The organism is Tardiphaga sp. 285_C5_N1_2, assembly GCF_052076065.1.
GTDB lineage: Bacteria > Pseudomonadota > Alphaproteobacteria > Rhizobiales > Xanthobacteraceae > Tardiphaga > Tardiphaga robiniae.
This window is the reverse complement of record NZ_CP197241.1, coordinates 1,883,175-1,904,481: the sequence shown is the minus strand read 5'-3', so window position 1 is coordinate 1,904,481 and position 21,307 is coordinate 1,883,175. Positions and strand designations below refer to the sequence as shown.

Below are 21,307 nucleotides of genomic sequence, written 5' to 3'. Positions count from 1 at the left end.
TTGTCCCGCCTAGAGAGATCGCAAGCGTTGCTCGAAACCGGGATTCCCCAGCAGCATCCGGCAGCGCAAGAATCGCCACCCCGCATATTTCAGGAATTCGACGCTGCGCAGCGGCGATCGCGCATGCTGCAGCAGGCTGCGCAGCGCCCAATACAGATCATCGGCAGCAGCGTAGATCCGGCATCGGCTGAAGGACTTTTCGCTGAAATGCCCGTCATGCATCTCCAGCAGCGGCTTCATCTGGCTCTCGAACTGATAGAGCTCGTTCATCTGAACGCCAAGCTGATAGTAGGGATCGATATCTGCCGCCATGTCGAAGTCTACCAGCATAACTGATCCGCCCGGTCCCAACATCACGTTAGAGGAATGCGGGTCGCCGTGCGCGGGCTTTTGAGCAACGCCTGCTGCGGAGATCGCCTCGCGCATCGCTGTCATCCAGTCCAGCATCCACTCCGCGTCGGCAGGCAGCGCTTCGCCGGTCTGTACGACGAGCGTCATCAGCCCATCGATGCCGTCGAACACTGACCACGACCGCCCGAACGGGGCGGCCGCCGCGATTGTCTTCTGCATCTCGATCAGCCTGACAACCATCGGCGGCTGCATCAAGTCGTCGATCTTGGCCGCACGCCAGCCGTTTCCGAGTCGAGCAAAAAGCACGGCGCGTTGCTCGGCTGCACGTCCGACTGGTTCCGGCGAAAACGCGAGATCATTGAGCCTGCCGGCAGCGGCGAACGCGACATCGTCATCGACCAGCTCAGCCACTTCGTCATTTGCCAGGCGCAGGAAGTAGCTTGGTTCTGCGCCGCCGATCGCGACATCAAACGACTGCGACTCGACAGCCTGATAGGACGGCGACGCTACCGGCGACGTGCAGGCGACATAAGTCACCCGCGATGCATCGAGCACCGGCAGGCTCACGATTGCACGTTCCACGCGTTGTTCGAGCAGAGAAACCGGATTCCCGAGCGCCTTCATGTCATGCCCCGTCCGTGTTGCCGAAGCTTTGCAGACCCTTGCAGGCGATTTCGTAGAGCATGTCCGCCAGGACCTGCGTACCGAAAGCCTGATCTGCGGCACTGGTGAATTCGGTGGGGTGATGAATGACGCCATCGCGCGAGCGCACGGCCATCACGATCGACGGACAGACCGCCGACAACGCAACGGCGTCGTGTCCGCCGATCGTATCCAACGAACGCACGGTCTCTCCGTATGTTGCGGCCATCCGCTCGGCCAGCGCGATCAGCCCCGCATCGAAGCGGCCGGCCTTGCGGCGGTCGATCGAGCGAACCTCGTAGGTGACGCTGGCATTCGCCGCCGCCACCTCGATCCGGTCCAGCATCTTGGTTTCGGCTTCGGCGAGAAGCTCTGGCGAACCAGAGCGCAGCTCGATGAACAGAACGGCCTCCGACGGCACAGTGTTCGGTGAATTGGGAAATACTTCGAGCCTCCCGACGGATGTGTGCAGGTCGAGGCCGTGTTCGCGCGAGATCTGCTTGAGATCGGCGATAAGATAGGCGGCTGCAAGCAACGCGTCCTTGCGTTCCGCCATTGGCGTTGCGCCCGTATGGGCCTGTCGACCGAGGAATGCGAGGCGATATTTGGTAGCGCCCCAGAACCGGGTGAAGACACCAAACTTCTCTTCGGACTGAAACAGTGCCTTGTCGCCCTCGATGTGAAGCTCGATCAAAGCGCTTGGCACGGCAATTTTGCTCGTGCCTGCATATCCGATTTCTAAGAGCGACTGCCGCACCGAGATGCCGTCGCCGTCGACGCGGTCGAGCGCCCAATCAAGTTCAACTGCGCCAGCTAACACGCTGCTACCGAGCAAGCTCGGCTGGAATCGCGCGCCCTCTTCGTTGGTCCAGTTCACCACTCGAAAATTGCAGAGCGACGACTTACCCTCGGCCTTGAGGCGCTGTGACACGGCGAGAACGGCCTCGCAGGCTGACACCACGCCGAGCGCGCCATCAAATCGACCGCCATTGGGCTGGCTGTCGATATGCGACCCGACCATGACCACCGGCGCATTTGCGCCTGCCAATATCAGGCTGCCGAACTGGTTGCCGATCGCATCGACCGCCTGTGTGAAGCCCTGAGCGGAAAACCAGCCCGCGAGCCAGTCCCGCGCCGCGCCATCCTCTTTCGACAATGTCAGCCGCGTCATGGCGCCGTCCGGTCCACCGCCGAAGACCGACAGTTCGTCCATCATCGCCTGCAGGCGGGCTTCGTCGATCGGTGCGTGGTCAGAGAGGGTGTCAGGCATAGATGATGTCCACTTTGGATTTCAGAAACTGGCTGGCGAAGTCCTTGGTCAGCGGTGCCCCGGTGATCACCGCATGCACATCCGAAAGGCCGAATGTGTGGATCGAACCGATGCGCCCGAATTTCGAACTGTCGGCGACGATGACGGCGCGCTTGGCCTGTGTGCGCGCAATCCGGCGGATGATCGCCTCGTCCTCGCCGTAGTCCATGAAGCCGCGCTCGGCATGCACCGCGCTGATGGCGATGATGGCGAGATCGAAGAAATGGTCCTTCATCGCGGCCACCGTCTCCGGTCCGAACGTCGCCTGGTATTCGGTCCGCAGTCGGCCGCCGAGCACGCGCACGCTGGGCGTCGGCTCCCGGTAGAAGTGGGCTGCGACAGCCAGTGAATTGCTGACGATGGTAAGATCCTTGCGTCCCTCGATATAGCGCAGGCAGGCGAGAGCCGTCGTTCCCTCGTCAATGAAGACCTTCATGCCGTGCTCAATCAGCGCTGCGGTGGCTTCGCCGATGCGTGCCTTCTCCTTGGCGCCTACCCGCAGACGTTCCGCAAACGGCTGATCGCTTTCCTGCCGATCGATGACAGCGCCGCCGTAAACCCGGCGGGCAAAACCCTGCGTCTCGAGCTCCCTGAGATCCCGCCTGATCGACTCGTGGCTGACCCTGAGTTGATCGACGAGATCCTTGACGTGAACACGTTGCTTGTGACGCAGCATTTCGCGGATCAATTCCAGGCGATGCTCCGTGAAACTCATGGACGTTCCTCGACTTCGATAGCTTTTGCAGGCTCTTGGCGCCTGTTCTTATGCACGATCATCCTCAGGAATTGACCGGGACCGTCTCGCTGAAGCGAGCGGTTGCGGCCGGCGGCACCACGAGATGGCAGGCGGCGAAATCCTGCCGCTCCCGCACCGTCAGGCTTGGCTGCGACTGGCTGCATTTGTCCATCGCTTGCGGACAGCGCGACCTGAAACTGCACCCTTCGGGAATATTGAGCGGGCTCGGCGGCTCGCCTTCCATTAGGCAGTCCTCAGGCCGGTAGCGCCGCTGTTCGAGCGTCGGCATCGCGCTGAGAAGCGCCTTCGTATAGGGATGCCCCGGATCGAAAAACAGCCGCTCGTTGTCGGCGAGTTCGAACACCTCGCCGAGATACATCACCGCCACACGGTTGCACGCCTTCCGCACCATCGCGAGATCGTGCGAGATATAGATGTAAGTGAGGTCGTATTCCTTCTGCAGATTCTGGAACAGATCAAGAAGCTTGAACTGCTCGGCCTGGTCGAGGGACGACAAGGTTTCGTCCATGATCAGGATCTCGGGCTCCAGAACCAGCGCGCGTGCAACATTGATGCGCTGCCGCTGCCCCGCGCTCAGTCCCAACGGAAGCTCCTCATAGAGATCGACCGGAAGCCCGACCTCTCCCATCACCTTCAGCACGCGCGCGCGAATCTTTGCCTTGTCACGCCATCCGTGCGTTCGCAGCGGATCCTCCAGTATCTTGCCGACCGAGGTGCGAGGTGGCAGCGATCCGAACGGATCCTGCAGGACCATCTGCAGTTTCCCGCGGAATGCCAGCAGTTGCTTGCCTTTCAGATTTGCGATATCGGCCTCGCTGCACAAAATCTGGCCGGAACTCGGCAGTTCGAGCCGGCACAGCAGCCGCATCAGCGTGGATTTGCCGCAACCGGACTCGCCCACGATGGCAAAGCTGTCGCCGCGCCGGATGTCGAAGGTGACGTTGCGAACGGCGCGCACGAGATCGACCCCGCCGAAACCCGTCTTCTTGCGTACTTTGTAGCTCTGCGACGCATCACGCAGGCTTAGCACGACATCCCGGCGATCATCGCGCGGCGCGGGCACGGGCGCGTCGATCCAGATTTTCGGGGTCTGGCTGACGAGATCGCGCGTATATGAATAGATCGGCTTTGCGATCAGATCCTCAGTCGACTGCTCCTCGACGATCCGGCCCTCATCCATCACCAGGATCCGCGAACATGCTTCGCGTGCGACCGGCAACGACGAAGACACGAACAGGACGGCGGTGTCGAAACTAGTCGTCAGTTCCTTCATCAGCCGGATAACCTGCGCAGCCACGGTGACGTCGAGCGGCTGCGTGACGTTGTCCGCGACTAGCAAAGCCGGGTTTGTCACCAGCGCGTCCACGATCAGCGCACGTTGCATCATGCCGCCCGAAAAATGCGACGGATAGTCATGAAAGCGGCTTCGCGCCGAGGGGATGCGGACGGCGTCGAGCAGTTCGACGACCCGATCCTGCGCCTCCCGGCGTGAGACGTTGGGGACGACGGCACGCATCTTCTCCACGATCTGTGCACCCACCGACAGCGTCGGATCCAGCGCGCCCTGCGGATTCGCACCTACGTAAGAAATCCGCTGGCGCAGTAGCCGCATGTCGGATCCGCGCATGGCGTAGAGGTCACGTCCTTCGAACAGCACCTCGCCGGATTGCTTCGCCAGCGGCTGCTCCAGCCAGTTGACGACGGTCTTCGAGAGCACGGTCTTGCCGGACCCGCTGGCGCCGACCACACCGACGATTTCACGTGGCGCGAGGCTCAGTGATACGTAGTTGAGGATGATTTTCGAGGAGCTGCGGCCGGCGGTGACCGTCACGTTCCTAAGTTCGAGAAGCGGCTCCGTCATCACTCCGAACCTCCATGAATGGTGCTGCGTGCGCGTTCGAGGGAGGCGCCCATCAGATTGATGCTGGTGAGCGTCAGGCCGAGAAAAAGGCCCGGCATGGTGGCGATCCACCAGGCATTGAGCAGATATTTGCGGCCGTCAGCGATGATGTTGCCGAATGTCGGCGTCGGCGGCTGGACGCCGAGGCCGAGAAAGCCAAGCGTCGATTCGAAGATCATCATGCGGGCCACGTCGAGAACCGACGTGAACAGCACCGGCGGCAAGAGCAGCGGCAGCAGCAGTGTCAGGATGATGCGGAGATCCGTCGATCCGCCGATCTTGGCGGCCCGGACATATTCGCGTTGTCGCTCGGTCATGACGATGCTGCGCATGATGCGTGCATAGACCGGCCAGTTGGAGACGCCGAGCACCAGAATGATCGCCGGGATGGTGGGCCGCGACACGCCCAGAACCGCGATGGCGAGGATGATCATGGGAATGGAAAGCTGGGCATCGGTCAGCCGCATGATGATGGCGTCGGTCCGGTTGCCGAAATATCCCGCGATAGTGCCGAGCGCACAGCCTATGATCAGCGTCACGATGACCGACGCGACGCCGATCAGGAACGAATAGCGCAAGCCCACCAGCGAACGAACCAGCATGTCGCGGCCGATCTGGTCCGTTCCGAGCGGATAGGCCCAGCTCCAGTTGTTGCCGATGAAGAGCGGCGGCAGCAGCCGTGCCTTGATATTTATCTTGGTGGGGTCGATGCCGCTTAGCTCGGGGTAGAATGCCGCGGCGAGCGCGAGGATGAGAAATATTCCCAGGCCCGCGCGAAAGCCGGGCATCGACGCTGCCCGGCTGAAAATTCGGCGAGCAATGGAGCGTTGCGATGTAACGGGCGCAATGGGCGCTGCGGTGGCGGTGACGATGGACATCAGTATTCCAGCCTCGGATCCATGGCGGTGGCAGCGAGATCGACGACGATATTGATGAGCACGAAGATGGCGCTGGTCACGATCGCGATGCCCTGGATCAGCGGGAAATCACGTTGCAGCACGGCGTTGATCGTCAGCAGGCCGAGACCGGGATAGTCGAAGATGTATTCGACGATGATGACTCCGCCGAGCAGGCTGGAGAACTGGATTCCCAGCAGGTTGAGCAGCGGCACCGATGCGTTGCGCAGCGCATGGTTGGCGATGATGCGGCTGCGGCTAAGGCCGCGCACATGACCTACCGCCACATAGGGTTCGGTCATTTGCGCCGACACCGAACTCACCAGCGTTCGGATCAGCACCGGCGACAACTCCACCGCAAGCACGATGGCCGGCAGGATCGTATAGGCGAAGCCGCGATAGCCGATCGCCGGCAGCCAACCGAGCTTGACGGAGAACAGCAGCGCCAGAACGATGCCCAGCCAGAAATTCGGCAGTGAGATGAAGACGGACGACACGTAGAATGCGAGCTTGTCCGGCCATCGCCCGATCGCGAGGCCGCCGGCGATCCCCACGATCCCTGAAAACACCAGCGCGATCACCAGAGTCACCGCAGCGAGCTGCAGCGTCATGGGCAGAACTTCTATGATGAGGCCGAGAACAGAAGCCCGCTCACCGCGCGTCGTGTCGTTGAAGTTCGCCCCGCCGGTCGAGGCTCCGTTGGCGGGCCGCACGAAGGACTGGCCGAGATCGCCGCGGACGACGCCATACATGTAGCGGCCGAACTGCACCAGGATCGGATCGCGCAAGCCCATGTCGGTTGCGATCTTCTCGATCAGCGCTTCGGGCGCCATGCCTCCCGCCATCAGCCGTACGGGATCGCCCGGTACGACCCTCAGCAATGTGAAGATCAGCAGCGAAACGAGAAAGATAATGACGACTCCCTGAGCAAGGCGCCGCATAAGAAAATTCAGAACGAACATTCAAAGCTCCAAGAAAGCCAGGCATGGCTGCGCACCGCATCATTGCGGTGCGCAGCGGTCACTCCTGGTCATGCAACGGGCTTGGATGCGTCCATGGATCCATCCGGATAGATATACATGCCTTCGAAATCCTTCTGCATCGCGTGGATCATGACCGACGTGAACAGCGGGAGCGCTGGCATTTTTGAAGCGAGCAAGGGCATCGTTTCGGTTTGCAGGATCTTCTTGCGCTCTTCGAGCGTCGCCGCGCTGCGTTCCTTGTCGAGGCTTGCATCGATGGCAGGATCCTCGATGCCGCAGATGCGGTGCGACGACGAATGGAAGTGGGTGCGCAGGACCAGATCGGGCTCCGGCGAGCCCGTCGACCAGCCGCAATCGACCATATGGCCGGGACCGCCGCCCGGACGATGATAGAGCCGCTCGTTCCAGGCGGCCGGCTCGAGCACCGTCAGGCTGACATTGAAGCCCTGCTCGTTGAGCATCGCGGTGATGACCTCGCCATATTCCTTGGTCTTCGGGTAGAAGCCGACCGATGTGATATATTCGAGCGGCGGCAATCCCTTGCCGTTCGGGAAGCCTGCCTCGGCAAGCAACGCCTGGGATTTCTTCGGATCAAATTTCGGATAGTTTTCGAGATCGACGTAACCGAATTTCACGGGCGACACGAAGTTCGACGATGCGTGGCCGGCCGATCCCAGCACTTCGAGAATGAGGTCGCGATTGATGGCGTGACAGGCGGCGAGGCGGATGCGCGGATCGTTGAACGGCGGCTTCGAGCAGCGGAACCACAGATATTTGTTCTCGACCGACACCACGCGATTGATGCGGATATTGGCGTTGCCCTTGACTGTATCGACCTGCTCGGGCTCCAGTCGCTCGACGATCGAGGCCTGACCGTTCATCAGCGCGAGCATCCGCGTGGTGGAATCGCCGGTGAATGTGAAGTTGATGCCGGCGATGGCAGGCTTGCCTTTGAAATAGCCGTCATAGGCCTTCATCACGGTGTCATTGCCGCGCTGCTCGACGAAGCGGAACGGCCCGGTGCCGTTAAGCCGCTGCGGCAACACGCCACCGGGACCGGCCGCGATGTCCTTCGCCGACATGATCGGCAGGAACGCCGCCAGGAACATGAAGAGATGTGCGGGATAGCCGCCCTTCGACGTATCGACGATCACTGTGTAGTCGTCCGGCGTCTCGATCTTCAGCGTTTCTGTCGGGCCGGGATACCACTGCGCCGGGCGATCCGCGCGCGATCCATATTCGAATGTGGCCTTAACGTCTTCCGCCTTGAACGGCTTGCCGTCATGGAAGGTCACGCCCTGGCGCAGCTTGATCTGCAGGCGATTGGGATCGAGCAGCTTGATGTCGGTCGCCAGTTCGTAGATCACCTCGCCGGGATTATCGAGCTTCATTGGCGTGCGGGTGAGAAAGCCCATCACGAAGCCTTCGATGTTCTTCTGCGACAGCGTCGTGTGCGCGGTCGGATCCCAATTGCCCGTGATGTTTTCGGCCGACAGAAAGCTCATGGTCTTGCCGGCTTGGGCATGAGCCTTTGAGATGAAGAAGTCCGGATCGATCTGCGCATAGCCAGCGGCGACTGCAGCGCCGGCAGCTCCCTTCAGAAAGTAGCGACGGTCAAATTGTGTAGGCATAGCCATCTCCTGTTTCCGCAAACCGGACAATCGGTCAAAACGGTCATGCAGGAGCTGTGCCATCTTCAAAAATAGCGAAAACCAGATGATATTTTGTGTGTTTTTTGACCGTTGTTCGAAGCCATAGATGACTGCGACATCGTTTGCCTGATTTTCGAAGAGCGAACGGCTATCTCTTAGGCATCGGCTATGACGATCTCATCGCCGACACGATGCAGCTATTAGCACCATGTTCCAACAGCGACATCCACCACGGAACTCCCCCAATGACTTAAAAGGCAATTTCAGTGACATAAGCGTTGTTAAATTTGCTCGGCATGGTGCAACAATTTCTTGGGCAATCAGCGCTTAGCCATGCTCCGGCGATATACGACGTCCGCTTTGCGCCAGAAGCAGTCATAGGCACAGCTCTGCACCTTAAGTCAGCAGCCCGAAAGCATGGTTACCCCTGGCGTCGCTGTGGCACCCGTGTCATTGGCAGCCGCCATCATGCCGGGGGCGGCAAGCTTCATCGAGACGGTCTCGTTGCAGGCCGTCGCGTTCGGTGTAGGCATCGTCGCCGACGGGGCGATACTGGTGTCGCCGAGGATGGCAGTCGGCGCCTCAAGCGTGCCGGGCAGGACGCTGGAAATCAGCGGAGTCGTGAGCGGCAACGATGAGGGGTCGCTTGGGCTGGTATTCCCGTTCAGGATACAGCTGCTGGAGTCCAGCGGGCTACCAACCGGCGTGGTCGGGGTGGCCGTACCGGTCGCGCTACCGAGATTCGTCGTCGAGATCGTTCCCAGTGCGGCGGCGGGTGTCGCCGCACTTGGCGCTGTGGTTGGCGCGCAATTGATAACGGTGCCCGGCGTTGTCGGATCCGACGCCAGCGGCACCGCAGCCAGGCTGGTATCTGCCGCCCCCGGAAGCGTCGCCGCGGAGAACGGACTCGGGCCGTTGAGCGGCGAGGAAACCATCGTACCAGGAGTGGTCGGAAGCCCCATCGACGTCGTGCCCATGGTCGAGACCTGCGCCAGAACCGCATCGCAGCCCAACAGCGATAGCATCAAAACGCCTAACAGTCGCACCATGGCTACGTTTCCTTTCCTGCTCACACAGCCTGCTTGTGGGCCCTCACCTTCTGACCTTCGGCCAGATTCACCATCGGATTCAGCACCACCTGGTCGCCCGCCTTGATGCCATTGCGCACTTCGACGGAGGTGCCGAAATCGCGCGCAATGGTGATCTTGTGCATATGGACGATGCCATTCTGCGCAACGGCCACTTGCGTGCCCTCGGCGTTGAAGATCACAGCATCTGCCGGCACGATAAAGGCGGGCGTCTTGCGCGGAACGTGCAGATCCACGGTGCAATAGATGCCCGGGCTGAGCGCCCCATCCGGATTGGGGATGTCAACTTCGGTCAACAACGTCCGGCTGCCGGGCTGCAACGCAGAAGCGATCCGCGTGACCGTGCCGTCAAACACCTGATTGGGAATTTCCGGGACGTGGACGCTCGCTTTCACGCCGGGAGTCACACCGAACGCCGCGTCCTGCGGCACGAATAGCTGAACGCGGACGACATTGCTGTGCATCAGCGTATACATAAACGTGGATCCGGACTGAACCAGGCTGCCGTTATCGATATTGCGCTGGGTGATGACGCCGTCAAACGGCGCGATCACGCGCTGATAAGCCTTCTCCTGCGTGAGTATTCGAATTTGCGCCTCCTGCGCGGCGATGTTGGACTGCGCGACTCCGACCGCCGCCTGCTGGGCTGCCAGCGTCAGCCGGTCGTTGTCGCCCTGCTGCAGCGTCAGCCAGCCCTGTTTCACGAGCCTGCTGTCACGGCCGTTGGTGGCGTCCGCCAGATCGCGGCTGGCCTGGGTCTGCTGCAACGCAGCCTGGTTCTGTTTCAGCGTGGCCTGAGCCTGAGTGATCTGGTGATCGAGTTCCGGCGCGGTGATCTCGGCCAAAAGGTCGCCAGCCTTGACCCGATCGCCAATGTCTACATAGCGTTTTTCAACATAGCCGCTGGTTCGGGCAAAGATATTCGCCGCTTCGAACGCCGTGGTAGTGGCCGGCAGTGAGATGTCGTTGCTGCCGGTGCTGTCGCTGATAACCGCGACCTTAACGTCCGGGACCAGATCGCGGAGTTCCTTTGCTGCGTCCGCAACGGCCTGCTGCGCCTGCTCATGCCGCCAGAAGCCGAAGCTGAGACCACCGCCGAGTAACAGCAGGACCGCCAGAACCAGCATCAGCCGGGCCTTGGAGCGAGGCCGCACCGGCGGCGGCTCCGCCTGCCGATTCACCACGGACGGCCCCTCCTGCGTCCGCGCCTCATGCAACCTCTGAATCCCGGTCATGAACTAGCCTCCTCAAAGACGCCGTGTTGCGGCTGGCCGTCGACGCGTTTGCGCAACAGCGAAAACAAGTACGGCACGATCAAAAGCGTAGTCGGCGTCGCAAACAGCAATCCGCCGATCACCGCGCGGGCGAGCGCTGCATTCTGTTCCTCCCCGGCGCTGCCGATCGCCATCGGAATCATGCCGACGATCATCGCCGCCGCGGTCATCAGCACCGGCCGGATCCGGGTGTGGCCGGCGCTGATTGCGGCCTCGAACGCAGAATGGCCTGCGAGTTGCTGCTCGCGCGCGAAGGTAACCAACAGGATCGAATTCGCCGACGCCACGCCGACCGCCATGATCGCGCCCATCATCGACGGCACGTTCAGGGTGGTACCCGTGATGAACAGCATGCTGACGATGCCGGCCAGCGTCGCCGGCAGCGCCAGCATCACGACGAAGGGATCGCTGAAGTTCTGGTAGTTCACCACCATCAGGAGATAGACGAACACAGCAGCGAACAGCAAACCGATGCCGAGATTGACGAAGGCATCGTTCATGCTCTGGATCTGCCCCAGTACAACAATGCTGTTTCCGGGCTTCATCTCCTTCTGCAAATCGGCCGTTACCTTGTTGATGTCGGCGGAGATCGCGCCGAGGTCGCGGCCCTGTGCGCTTGCATAGACGTCGTAAACCGGCTGCACGTTGGCCTGGTTCAGGTTGGTGGGCAGCGGCTCGCGCTTGAAGGTCGCGACGTTGCTGAGCATTCCCGGCACCGGCTGGCCGCCAACGGTCAGCGTACTCGACACCGGCGTATTGCCGTAGGCGTTGAGCGAATTGACTCGGTATTCGGGTGTCTGCACGGCGAGATAATAGGGAATGCCAGATGTCGGATCGGTCCAGAAATTCGGCGACACCTGCGACGAGGAACTCAGGCTGACATTGATATTCGTCGCGATCGTACTGGCATTGAGTCCCAGCTGCGCCGCGCGGGTACGGTCGATCTCGGTATAGAATGACGGCGCGTCAGTTTCCTGCTGGAGATGTGCATCGACAATGCCGGGGATCGCCGCGATGCGTTCCCGCAGCTTCTGCGCGATGGCAAGGTCACCGGGATCGTAGCCGACGGTCCGGACGTCGATCTGCGCCGGCAGCCCGAAATTCAGAATCTGCGTTACGATATCGGCGGCCTGGAAGTAGAACACCTCTTCAGGGAATGTGGCCGGCAGCACTTCACGCAGCCTGCGGACATAATCCGCCGTAGGCTTGTGACCTTCTTTGAGCTCCACCTGAATAATGCCGTCATTGACACCGATGGTTGAGCCGTCGGTAAAGGCAAGATTATAGGGTCGAGCAGGCAGGCCGATATTGTCGACGATCAGACTACGCTCGCTCTCCGGAACGATCTGGCGGATCTTGTCCTCCACCTGCTGAAAGATTTTTTCGGTGGCGTCGATCCGCGTGCCGGCAGGGGCACGGACGTGGAGCTGGATCTCGCCGCCGTCGATCAGCGGGAAGAAATCGCGGCCGACCGAGACCAGCATGACGCCGCCGAGACCGATGATCAGCACTGCAGCCACCGGCACGGCGACGCGGTTCTTGAGCAACTGGGTCAGCAGCGCGACGTAGCCAGTACGCATCCGCTCGAAGCCGCGCTCGAACGCACCCGACAGCCGCGCGAACAGCCCCTTCGGATGGCCATCGTCCGGGCCGTGCTTTTCGTACCGCAGCAGCAGCCCGATAGTAATCGGGGTGAGCGTCCGCGACAGGCCGTAGGATGCCAGCATGGCGAATACGACCGCCAGGCCAAGCGGCGTGAACAGATATTTCGCGGGGCCATCGAGGAACACTACCGAGGTGAAGACGCAACTTATAGCCAGCGTCGAGACCAGCGTCGGGATCGCGATGCCGGCTGCGCCATGCAGGGTCGCGTCCGGCAGCGTCATGTGCTCCTCGGTCAGTAGCCGATGCGTATTCTCGATCGTCACCGTGGAATCATCGACCAGAATGCCGACCGCGAGCGCGAGGCCGCCGAGCGTCATCGTGTTGAGCGTCTCGCCGAGGAAATATAACACCACGAGCGACGACAAGATCGCCAGCGGGATCGAGATCATCACCACAAGTGTTGAACGCCACGATCCCAGGAAGAGCAGGATCATCACCGCCGTCAGGCCGGCGGCGATCGCGCCTTCGTGCAGCACGCCCGTCACCGATGACTTGACGAATACAGACTGATCGAACAATTCGTTGATCTTTAACCCGGCGGGCGCTGCTGCCCGCGCCTGTTTAAGCACGTCCTTGACTGCGTTGACCACGGTCAGCGTCGAGGCGTTGCCGTTCTTGATGATACTCAACAGCACCGAACGCCGGCCGTCCTGGCGCACGATATTTTGCTGCACTGCCGACGCGTCGCGAACCTGGGCAACGTCCTTCAGAAAGATCGTCGCGCCGTTGACAAACTTGACCGGGATCATGTTGAGGTCAGCGATGCTGGCGGGCGTCGCGTTGGTACGCATCGTATACTGCTTGTCACCGATCTTGGCGGTTCCGGTCGGCAGCGTCAGGTTCTGAGTGTTGACCGCGTTGACGACATCGAGCGGCGTCAGTCCGCGCGACAGCAGCTTGTCAGGATCGAGATCAACCATAATCTGGCGATACTTGCCGCCAGCCGGGGTCGGTAGCGTCACGCCATGCACCGGCGCCAGCTGTTGCCGGACTCTGTAGATGCCGAAATCATACAATTGCTGTTCGTTGAGCGTATCGGAGTTGAGGCTGAGCTGCAGCACCGGAACGCTGGAGGCATTGAACTGCACCACGATTGGCGGCTGGATGCCAGGCGGCATCAGCGCACGGATCGCATTTGTAGCCGAAACGATCTGCGAAATTGCGAGGTCGAGATTGACGTCGGGTTGGAAGTAAATCTTCTGAATCGAGAGCCCGTTCAGAGTTTGTGCTTCGATATTCTTGATGCCGTTGACGTTCGCGCTGATGGAGTACTGGCTGTAGGTCGAGACTCGATCTTCCATCTCAGGTGTCGAGAGACCCGTATAGCTCCAGATCACCGTTACGACGGGAATTCGGATCTCTGGAAAGATGTCGGTCGGCATCGAGCGGATGGCAACGCCGCCGAGAAACAGAATCAACACCGCCACCACGTAATAGGTATACGGAAATCTCAGTGCAAACCGCACGATGCCCATTGCTCGCTCCAAGATTGTCCGTACGTGGAATAATTCTGCGACTGCCCCTAAGCGCCGCGTGAAGGCAGAACATCAGCACCGGCAGATGTTCAGCGACTTGTCGAGCTGCTCGTCCAGCAAATGCTGCTGCACATCGAACTTCGAAAGTCGCTGCTGTTCGTCCGCGTTCGCATCTTCGTCTGACAGAAAGCCATTCGGGGTCGGCTGGGCATGCCCCACCGGAGCCGGCAGGGGTTTCGATGCAACGATGGGTTCACGGGCCATCGCGGCATTCGGAGCTGCTGCGATGGCGATCAACGCGACGAAAACTGCCGACACTACTGGCATGAGATTTGAGCGCATTGGATCATTCCTTCCTTGACGTCCGACCGGATTAGCAATCCAGCGGCGCGCGACTGTTGGGTCTTCGGAAGACATAATGATGCGATGCGGCGGACCAACTAAATAACGATTTAGGAAACGGCGCACCGAGCAACGGACAGCGATCTCGCGGCGATGTGATCGCGATCTAGACTTTTGTCTCGGAAGCGTCAGGGAATCCAATTTCGATCACGCACCCCGCCCCCGAAAAGATCGTCAACCGAAAGCCGTGCAATTTGGCAATCGTGGCAACAAGAGTGAGGCCAAGCCCAAGACCTGGTGTCTTGCGAAACGCATCGGAGCGGTAGAACCGCCGCAGCACCGCATTGCGCTCGTGTTCGCTTATCCCCGCGCCGGTGTCCGTGATGCGCAGGATACTTTCGCCGTCGCCGGACACGGCCGTGATCTGGACCTGCCCACCCCGCGGCGTGAACTTGACGGCGTTATCGACCAGATTGGCGATCGCTTCCATCAGCAGATCACGATCGCCCTCGACGATCGGGGCATGAACGATATCGGTGCGCAGCGTGATGCCCTTGTCTTCGGCGATCGGCGCATAGAGATCGCGGACCTCGTGCAGCAGTTCCTCCAGTGCGACCTTGCCGAATCCAGTGGAGCGACGGCTGTTCTCGATCTCGGCCAGCCTCAGCAGCGCTGCGGCAATCGCCAGCGACTGGTCCATGCTCAAGATGGCCTTGTCGACCACAGATCGCAGTTCGGGCAGCGTCCTGGCGTTGTTCCGGCCGCGCTCCAGGGCCAGGCGTGCCCGGGTCAACGGGGTCCGCAGGTCGTGCGCGATGTCATTGCCGACTCCGGCAATCGTGTGGATCAACGTTTCGATCTCGTCCAACATGCTGTTGACCATGGCGGCGAGCTGAGTGAACGGATCGCGGCCGCGATCAACCGGGAGCCGTTCATGCAGACTACCCGCCACGATGCGCTGAATGCGCTCATTAACGCCGGCGATCCGACGTTCGGCACGCAGACTGAGCAGTGCGCCCAGCGCGAGGCATAGCAGCAGAGCCGGGATCAGACCGAGAGCCAGAGCCTGGCTGACAACCATCGACAGCTGAATCGCCTCATCGACATAGCGGCCGATCACCAATATTTCGCCGTCCGGCAACTGCTGGCCGATGGCCTGAACGGTTAGTTGCTCCGGGCCAGCGGGGCGCGGCCTTATGATCTCGACGGTCTGCACCGTGGCGTCCAGCCGCAGCATCGCCGGCGGGCGCTCAAGATTGCCGGCGACCCGGCTTCCATCCGCCCGGAACAGGCCGACGAAATGCACGTCGCGCGAATCCTCGCTGAGTTGAAGATGAAGCGCGTCGAGCCTGCGTTCATTCGGCAATGCCGCTACCGTTTGCAGCTGCAAGGCGATGACATGGTCGGAGCGGGTCACCAGCAGGCGGTCGGTCTTCCAATAGATGAAGCCGAACAGGACCAGCACGAACAAAGAAAGTGCGACAGCCGCGACCGTAGCGGCGCGGAAGGTTGAACTACTCGCAAACTCGGCCAGATTCATCGCGTGAGCGGCCCGTGAGGGATATTTGGGCCGCCAACATAACGGATTTCCCACGCTTGCGCGATTCGTCATCGTCCGCCGGAATGACGCAATTCAATGCGTTGCCAGCGCCGGGGCGCGGGTGTGACGTCGATCCTGCGAAAGCTTGCGCGCCGCCGACTGCACCTTCTCGAACGCCCGCTGTTCGATCTGGCGGATCCGCTCGCGCGACAGCCCATAGTGCTGCGCGAGGTCTTCGAGCTTATCCGGCTCGTCGGCGAGATAACGCGCCTCGAAGATGTGCCGCTCGCGCGCATTGAGTACGTCGATCGCGCGCACCAGAACCTGACGCCGATGATCGATTTCGTCCTGCTCGACCGTGATCAGCTCTGGTGTGGGCGCCTGGTCGATCAGATAGTCCTGCCACTCGGCGGCGCCCTCGTCATCATGCACTAGTGCGTTGAGCGAAGCATCACCGCCGAGCCGACGGTTCATGTCGACGACGTCCTTCTCGGGCACACCCAGATCGGTGGCTATCAGGGTCACCTGGTCGGGCCGCAAGTCGCCGCCTCCCAGTGCCGAAATCCTGCTCTTGGCCGAACGTAGCTTGAAGAACAATTTCTTCTGACTCGCGGTGGTGCCGATCTTCACCAGCGACCATGAGCGCAGGATGTAGTCCTGGATCGCCGCACGGATCCACCACACCGCGTAGGTGGAGAAGCGGAATCCCTTGTCCGGGTCGAACCCGTCAAGGGCCTGCATCAGGCCGAGATTGGCCTCCGACGTGATCTCCGACAGCGGCAGGCCGTAACCACGATAGTTCATGGCCATCTTGGCAGCGAGGCGTAAGTGGCTGGTGACAAGTTGCTCGGCTGCAGCACGGTCGCCGTGATCGCGCCAGCGTATCGCCAGCACGTATTCCTGCTCGCGCTCGAGCATCGCAAAACGCCGGATGTCGGTTCGGTAATTCAGGGCGCTGCCGGCTGCCGCGGGCGATCGAAGCCCGATCGGAGCCGCCAGGCCAGACCCCGGTGTGGAATACTCCGTCGACATTCCATCGGTATTCATGTCAGCCCCTCCGCTATGATTGATCTGTTGCTGATCGATGTCCGGGGCCGATGTCACGGCCTTTGCGGACGATCCTGAAAAGATAGCGGCGGCGATCACGGGAACCATTAAATTACAGGTTAAGGATATAAATTCGAATTCAGGTTCGGCTTGCGGCACGAACAAGGCGGGCGTGACGTGGCTTCCGCAACGTCACGCCCGCGATGCCTTGCAGGACGGTTCGTCAGCTGCAGCCGGCGACCCAAGGATAATGGTTGGGATGCAGCGGGCCGTAAACATACGGACAGCTATAGCCGTAATCGTCGTAGTAGCCTGGGAAGCCGAAGCCACGACCGGTATGTCTGACGAGGTGATGTCCGGCAAAAGCGTGCGATCCGAATCCGCCTCCAGCGAAACGCCGGCCGCCGATTCCGCCGAGATGCTCGCCGCCGATTCCACCCACATGACCGGCGGCGATGCCGCCCGCCATGTGCCCCCCACCGAAGCCGCCGCCAAAGCCGCCCATATGGCCACCACCGCCGCCGAAACCACCACCGTGGCCGCCTCCTCCGCCGCCGCCGCGCGCATCAGCGGCGGTAGCCAGCAGGCTCAACGCCAGCGCAGCCGTTGCGAATACCTTGAATGTACGTCCTTTCATGATCTCATCCTTTCCATCGATGCCGTTGTTGCCGTAAGCGCCCATATGGCATCGAGGCAACAGCGCGATCTACGAAACATGGTGAGGGGACACGGCGAGACGATTAAAATGCCCTTTAGACAGATCACCTTTCCGGCAATGGACAGGCGATCTCCGCGACGCAGCCGGGACCGGTCGACAACGTCAGCCGGAATCCATGCAGCTTGACTATCGCGGAAACGAGGCTGAGGCCAAGACCGGTGCCAACAGTCCTACGACTCTTGTCGGAGCGATAGAACCGCCGCAGCACTGCTTCACGCTCGTCTTCTCCAATGCCGGGTCCAGTGTCCGATATTCTGATAATGACATCGCCGGGCCCTCGCACCAGAGCCAACCGGACGCATCCGTGGGGCGGCGTGAACTTGACCGCGTTATCGACCAGGTTGATGATAGCCTCCTGCAGCAGATCGCGGTCGCATCGGACAATGGCATCGTCGTCGACATCGACGCGCAGGCTGACCTGCTTGTCTTCAGCGATCGGTTCGTAGAGGTCGCAGGCCTCACGTAGTAAACCCGCCAGCACCACATCGCCGAATCCCCTGCGGTCGCCATAATGTTCGATCTCCTGGATACGTAGCAGGCTGGTGATGATGGTCAGCACTTCGTCCACGCCAGTGATCGCGCGGTCGGCGACCGCCTGCAGGTCCGCGACCGTCGTGGCATTGGCGCGGCCACGCTCGAGACCAACGCGGACACGGGTCAGCGGCGTGCGCAGATCATGCGCGATCTCGTTGCCAGTCCCCGCCATTTCGGTGACCAGCACCTCGATCTCGTCGAGCATACCGTTGGCGATAATAGCCAGCTTGTCGAAGGGGTGGTCGAGGTTGGCCGTCGGAAGTCGCTCGCGCAGGTCGGCATCGATAATGCGCCTGACCTGTGCATGGAGTTCATCGACACGACGCTGCACCCGCAGGCTGAGCACACCACCGATCGCGAGGCTGAGGGCGCCCGCCACCGGCAGACCGAGCAGCAGGGCGCGGCCGATCGCCGCCGCCAGTTCCTTGAGTTCGCCGCTATGGCGCGCAATGACCAACACTTGGCCGTCAGGCAAGCGACGACCGATGGCACGCACGGACATCGACTCCGGCTTGTGCGGATCGATCCTGACCACCTGCGTCGCATGAATCCGCGCGTCGATCGCCAATTGCGGCGGGATATCGCGCAGATTGCCGGCGATCCGTTTTCCGTCAGCTGTGAACAGACCGGCCAACCGGGTCCGGCGCGGATCGGACGCCAGGCGGTCCTCGATGGCGATGACCCTGCGCTCCGGCACGTCCGCAGCGATCGCCTCGCTCGCCTCCGCGATCGAAGCGTCCATGTCGGCCCGCATCGAACTGCCAGCCTCCCAGTACACGAAGGCCGAGAACAAAAGAATGCAGAGCGCGATCGCGATGGAAGTCCACCGGAACGTCGTTGTGCGGACGAAATCAGGAAGGCGCACGAAGAATAAATCCTGCGCCGCGGACATTGTGGATCATCGGCGGATCGCCCGGCGTGTCTACCTTGTGCCGCAGCCGCCCCATATGAACATCGACAAGATTAGTGTCCGGGACGAATTTATAGTTCCAGACCTCCTCCAGCAACATCGCCCGCGTCAGCAGCTGCTCGTTGCGCTGCATCATGTATTCGAGAAGGCGGAATTCCCGCGGCAGCAATTCGATCTCCCGCTCGCCACGCCGCGCTGTGCGTTCGATCAGGTCGAGTTCGAGCGGTCCTACCCGCAACATGGTCTCCCGCGTTTCGATCGGACGGCGCAACAGGGCCTCGATCCTCGCCACCAGTTCGACGATCGCAAAAGGCTTGGTCAGATAATCATCGCCGCCAATACGCAATCCACGTACGCGATCATCGACCGCTCCGAGCGCGCTCAGGATCAGTACGGGCGTGCGAATCTGGTCATTCCGCAGCGCCTCGACGATGGTGAGGCCGTCCATTCCCGGTAACATGCGATCGACGACCATCAAGTCCGGCTTGATGGAGCGAGCCTTGTCGAGTCCTTCGATACCGCTCGCCGCATGTTCGACCTCGAAGCCGCGCTGCGTCAGTTCGGCCGCGAGTTCCTCGGCGGTCTCAACGTCGTCCTCGATCAGCAGAATCTTGGTCATCTGGAGTATCTCGGGCACCGTTTGATCTGAAGACACGACAAGGTGCGACCGCGCCGTAGCATAGCGGAAAACGTCGTCATCTTGTCGAAACTCGGTCATTTCGTCCATCCGGTCGGTACAAGCCTCACCACTGCGACAGGGACCAAGGATCCCGGGATCGCGTATGGCGTTGCTGCGGCATCGGTATGCCGTATCGCCATGATCTGCCGGGCCAAGCCGCAGAGATTTTCCTCGTGTCCTCACAGCAGTCATCGGAACGCGCCCAACCGAACAGTAGACCAATGGCTACAACATCTTCGGAAGACCTGTGTTCTTCAATTAAATACGAATTTAACTTGCGACGCAGCGACGTCCCATGCGCGGCGATTGCCGGCCAGACACCTGCCATCGACATCCCCGGCAGCAACCGAAGCAGAGCGTCGGTCCGTTCTTAAATCGCAATTTAATCGCTCCGCGGACTTTCTTCGCTATCTCGACCTTTATCGGCCGGCGCTCATTTCGCCGGAGGCATACGGAGGGATTCCCTTGCCAGCAGTTTATATCAATCGTGTCGCAACGGCTGTGCCGCCTTACGACGTTCATGACACTTTTCGCCGCTTCGCACAGTCTACGCTCCATCTGGCCAACCCGCGTCAGGCGCGGCTGTTCGAACGCATGGCCGACAAGTCCGGTATCGAGCACCGCTTCTCGTGCCTTACGCCGAGCAATCGACCGGAAGGCGACCATTTCGATGCCGGCGGCTTCTATGCCCGTAGTGGTTTTCCCGATACGGCGACGCGGATGGAGCAGTATGAGCGGCACGCGCCCGAACTGGCGCAAGCCGCCGTCGATCGCCTGCATCTCGGAGCAGATCGTGACCGCATCACGCACTTGATCATCACCAGTTGCACAGGTTTCTCCGCGCCCGGCCTCGACCTCGATCTCATCGCGCGTTGCGAGCTTCCAACGACGGTCGAACGTACCGTTATCGGCTTTATGGGCTGCTACGCCGCCATCAACGCCCTGAAGCTGGCCTATCACATCGTCCGCTCCGAGGCGTCGGCGCGCGTACTGGTCGTGAACCTCGAACTCTGTACGCTGCATCTCAAGGAAACCGCCGATCTCGAGCAGATGCTCTCGTTCCTGCTGTTCGCCGACGGTTGTGCGGCAAGCCTTGTGAGCGCCGAGCCGTCCGGCATCGCGCTCGACAGTTTCCGCGCCATGCTGGTCCCCGATACCCACGATCTGATCACATGGAACATCCGCGATGCCGGCTTCGACATGGTTTTGTCGGGACGCGTTCCGGCCGTTATCCAGGACGGCCTACGGCGGAGCGCCGATGAAATCCTGGCTGGAGCGCCCGCGGCGGCGATCGACCTGTGGGCGGTGCATCCCGGCGGCCGGACCGTTCTCGACGCGGTGGAGCGAGCCTTCGCGCTGGCGCCGACCGCACTGGCGGCGTCGCGCGACGTGCTGCGCCGTTATGGAAACATGTCGTCGGCGACGGTCATGTTCGTGATCGAGCGGTTGATGCGTTCGGGCGCACGCGGCCGCAGCGGGTGCGCGATGTCGTTCGGGCCCGGACTGATCGCCGAAACCATGCTTTTTCGAACCGCGGCCTGACCC

The 21,307-nt window shown here is 61.2% G+C and carries 18 protein-coding genes; 2 read left to right on the top strand and 16 right to left on the bottom strand.

Features of this window, described 5'->3' with window-relative positions; genetic code table 11:
• Positions 1-9: 9 nt before the first annotated feature.
• From AB7951_RS08960 to AB7951_RS08905, 12 genes are all read right to left on the bottom strand, one after another.
• Positions 10-975 (bottom strand): phosphotransferase, encoded by a 966-nt coding sequence (locus AB7951_RS08960; protein ID WP_120292974.1) that lies wholly within the window; start codon positions 973-975, stop codon positions 10-12.
• Position 976: 1 nt separating this feature from the next.
• On the bottom strand, positions 977-2,263 hold the full coding sequence (locus tag AB7951_RS08955) for a Zn-dependent hydrolase (RefSeq protein ID WP_120292972.1): 1,287 nt from the start codon (positions 2,261-2,263) through the stop codon (positions 977-979).
• Entirely contained in the window at positions 2,256-3,017 is a 762-nt protein-coding gene (locus AB7951_RS08950) for a DeoR/GlpR family DNA-binding transcription regulator (protein ID WP_116661694.1), read from the bottom strand. Before AB7951_RS08950 ends, AB7951_RS08955 begins: the two co-directional genes overlap by 8 nt.
• A 64-nt stretch (positions 3,018-3,081) precedes the next feature.
• Entirely contained in the window at positions 3,082-4,920 is a 1,839-nt protein-coding gene (locus AB7951_RS08945) for an ABC transporter ATP-binding protein (protein WP_120292970.1), read from the bottom strand.
• Positions 4,920-5,837, bottom strand: coding sequence for an ABC transporter permease (locus tag AB7951_RS08940; protein WP_120292968.1), 918 nt, complete (start codon positions 5,835-5,837; stop codon positions 4,920-4,922). The genes AB7951_RS08945 and AB7951_RS08940 overlap by 1 nt, the downstream gene beginning before the upstream one ends.
• Positions 5,837-6,817, bottom strand: a complete 981-nt coding sequence (locus AB7951_RS08935) for an ABC transporter permease (protein ID WP_120292966.1) — start codon at positions 6,815-6,817, stop codon at positions 5,837-5,839. Before AB7951_RS08935 ends, AB7951_RS08940 begins: the two co-directional genes overlap by 1 nt.
• Positions 6,818-6,885: 68 nt before the next feature.
• The gene (locus AB7951_RS08930) at positions 6,886-8,469 is read right to left on the bottom strand and encodes an ABC transporter substrate-binding protein (protein ID WP_120292964.1); all 1,584 of its coding nucleotides are present in this window, start codon (positions 8,467-8,469) and stop codon (positions 6,886-6,888) included.
• A gap of 422 nt (positions 8,470-8,891) precedes the next feature.
• Positions 8,892-9,539, bottom strand: a complete 648-nt coding sequence (locus AB7951_RS08925; protein ID WP_147421753.1) for a hypothetical protein — start codon at positions 9,537-9,539, stop codon at positions 8,892-8,894.
• Positions 9,540-9,559: 20 nt separating this feature from the next.
• The gene (locus tag AB7951_RS08920; RefSeq protein WP_120292959.1) at positions 9,560-10,813 is read right to left on the bottom strand and encodes an efflux RND transporter periplasmic adaptor subunit; all 1,254 of its coding nucleotides are present in this window, start codon (positions 10,811-10,813) and stop codon (positions 9,560-9,562) included.
• Complete coding sequence (locus AB7951_RS08915) at positions 10,810-13,992, bottom strand: efflux RND transporter permease subunit (protein ID WP_120292957.1); 3,183 nt, start codon at positions 13,990-13,992, stop codon at positions 10,810-10,812. The genes AB7951_RS08920 and AB7951_RS08915 overlap by 4 nt, the downstream gene beginning before the upstream one ends.
• Positions 13,993-14,064: 72 nt before the next feature.
• Positions 14,065-14,409 carry a hypothetical protein gene (locus tag AB7951_RS08910; protein ID WP_147421751.1) on the bottom strand — a complete coding sequence of 115 codons (345 nt, stop codon included), beginning with the start codon at positions 14,407-14,409 and terminating at the stop codon, positions 14,065-14,067.
• Between the two features lie 91 nt (positions 14,410-14,500).
• Positions 14,501-15,640 (bottom strand): ATP-binding protein, encoded by a 1,140-nt coding sequence (locus AB7951_RS08905; RefSeq protein ID WP_441255739.1) that lies wholly within the window; start codon positions 15,638-15,640, stop codon positions 14,501-14,503.
• Positions 15,641-15,667: 27 nt separating this feature from the next.
• Between AB7951_RS08905 and AB7951_RS08900 the strand changes: the two genes are divergently transcribed.
• Entirely contained in the window at positions 15,668-15,847 is a 180-nt protein-coding gene (locus AB7951_RS08900) for a hypothetical protein (RefSeq protein ID WP_158596876.1), read from the top strand.
• Positions 15,848-15,967: 120 nt separating this feature from the next.
• On the opposite strand, the gene rpoH is transcribed toward AB7951_RS08900, so the two are convergent.
• The 4 genes from rpoH to AB7951_RS08880 all read right to left on the bottom strand — a co-directional run bounded on the left by rpoH (position 15,968) and on the right by AB7951_RS08880 (position 19,702).
• Positions 15,968-16,921, bottom strand: coding sequence for an RNA polymerase sigma factor RpoH (gene rpoH / locus AB7951_RS08895; RefSeq protein WP_441255738.1), 954 nt, complete (start codon positions 16,919-16,921; stop codon positions 15,968-15,970).
• 223 nt (positions 16,922-17,144) lie between these two features.
• A complete protein-coding gene (locus AB7951_RS08890; RefSeq protein WP_199712136.1) occupies positions 17,145-17,558 on the bottom strand; it encodes a hypothetical protein in 414 nt (137 codons plus the stop codon).
• A gap of 124 nt (positions 17,559-17,682) precedes the next feature.
• Positions 17,683-19,065: a sensor histidine kinase gene (locus AB7951_RS08885; RefSeq protein WP_120292951.1), complete on the bottom strand. Its 1,383-nt coding sequence runs from the start codon at positions 19,063-19,065 to the stop codon at positions 17,683-17,685.
• Entirely contained in the window at positions 19,025-19,702 is a 678-nt protein-coding gene (locus tag AB7951_RS08880; protein ID WP_441256112.1) for a response regulator, read from the bottom strand. Before AB7951_RS08880 ends, AB7951_RS08885 begins: the two co-directional genes overlap by 41 nt.
• Before the next feature lie 81 nt (positions 19,703-19,783).
• Here AB7951_RS08880 and AB7951_RS08875 point away from each other — a divergent pair, with 81 nt between their 5' ends.
• Positions 19,784-21,304 carry a type III polyketide synthase gene (locus tag AB7951_RS08875; RefSeq protein WP_439089832.1) on the top strand — a complete coding sequence of 507 codons (1,521 nt, stop codon included), beginning with the start codon at positions 19,784-19,786 and terminating at the stop codon, positions 21,302-21,304.
• The last annotated feature ends 3 nt before the right edge of the window (positions 21,305-21,307 follow it).

Excerpts from the sequence above, each read along its gene's own strand:
- AB7951_RS08920 (WP_120292959.1), bottom strand. The coding sequence starts at position 10,813 with ATGACCGGGATTCAGAGGTTGCATGAGGCGCGGACGCAGGAGGGGCCG.
- AB7951_RS08910 (WP_147421751.1), bottom strand. The coding sequence starts at position 14,409 with ATGTCTTCCGAAGACCCAACAGTCGCGCGCCGCTGGATTGCTAATCCG.
- AB7951_RS08935 (WP_120292966.1), bottom strand. The coding sequence starts at position 6,817 with ATGTTCGTTCTGAATTTTCTTATGCGGCGCCTTGCTCAGGGAGTCGTC.
- AB7951_RS08950 (WP_116661694.1), bottom strand. The coding sequence starts at position 3,017 with ATGAGTTTCACGGAGCATCGCCTGGAATTGATCCGCGAAATGCTGCGT.
- AB7951_RS08960 (WP_120292974.1), bottom strand. The coding sequence starts at position 975 with ATGAAGGCGCTCGGGAATCCGGTTTCTCTGCTCGAACAACGCGTGGAA.
- AB7951_RS08890 (WP_199712136.1), bottom strand. The coding sequence starts at position 17,558 with ATGAAAGGACGTACATTCAAGGTATTCGCAACGGCTGCGCTGGCGTTG.
- AB7951_RS08945 (WP_120292970.1), bottom strand. The coding sequence starts at position 4,920 with ATGACGGAGCCGCTTCTCGAACTTAGGAACGTGACGGTCACCGCCGGC.
- AB7951_RS08955 (WP_120292972.1), bottom strand. The coding sequence starts at position 2,263 with ATGCCTGACACCCTCTCTGACCACGCACCGATCGACGAAGCCCGCCTG.
- AB7951_RS08925 (WP_147421753.1), bottom strand. The coding sequence starts at position 9,539 with ATGGTGCGACTGTTAGGCGTTTTGATGCTATCGCTGTTGGGCTGCGAT.
- rpoH (WP_441255738.1), bottom strand. The coding sequence starts at position 16,921 with ATGAATACCGATGGAATGTCGACGGAGTATTCCACACCGGGGTCTGGC.
- AB7951_RS08900 (WP_158596876.1), top strand. The coding sequence starts at position 15,668 with ATGAAGCGCGTCGAGCCTGCGTTCATTCGGCAATGCCGCTACCGTTTG.
- AB7951_RS08880 (WP_441256112.1), bottom strand. The coding sequence starts at position 19,702 with ATGACCAAGATTCTGCTGATCGAGGACGACGTTGAGACCGCCGAGGAA.
- AB7951_RS08940 (WP_120292968.1), bottom strand. The coding sequence starts at position 5,837 with ATGTCCATCGTCACCGCCACCGCAGCGCCCATTGCGCCCGTTACATCG.
- AB7951_RS08885 (WP_120292951.1), bottom strand. The coding sequence starts at position 19,065 with ATGTCCGCGGCGCAGGATTTATTCTTCGTGCGCCTTCCTGATTTCGTC.
- AB7951_RS08915 (WP_120292957.1), bottom strand. The coding sequence starts at position 13,992 with ATGGGCATCGTGCGGTTTGCACTGAGATTTCCGTATACCTATTACGTG.
- AB7951_RS08930 (WP_120292964.1), bottom strand. The coding sequence starts at position 8,469 with ATGCCTACACAATTTGACCGTCGCTACTTTCTGAAGGGAGCTGCCGGC.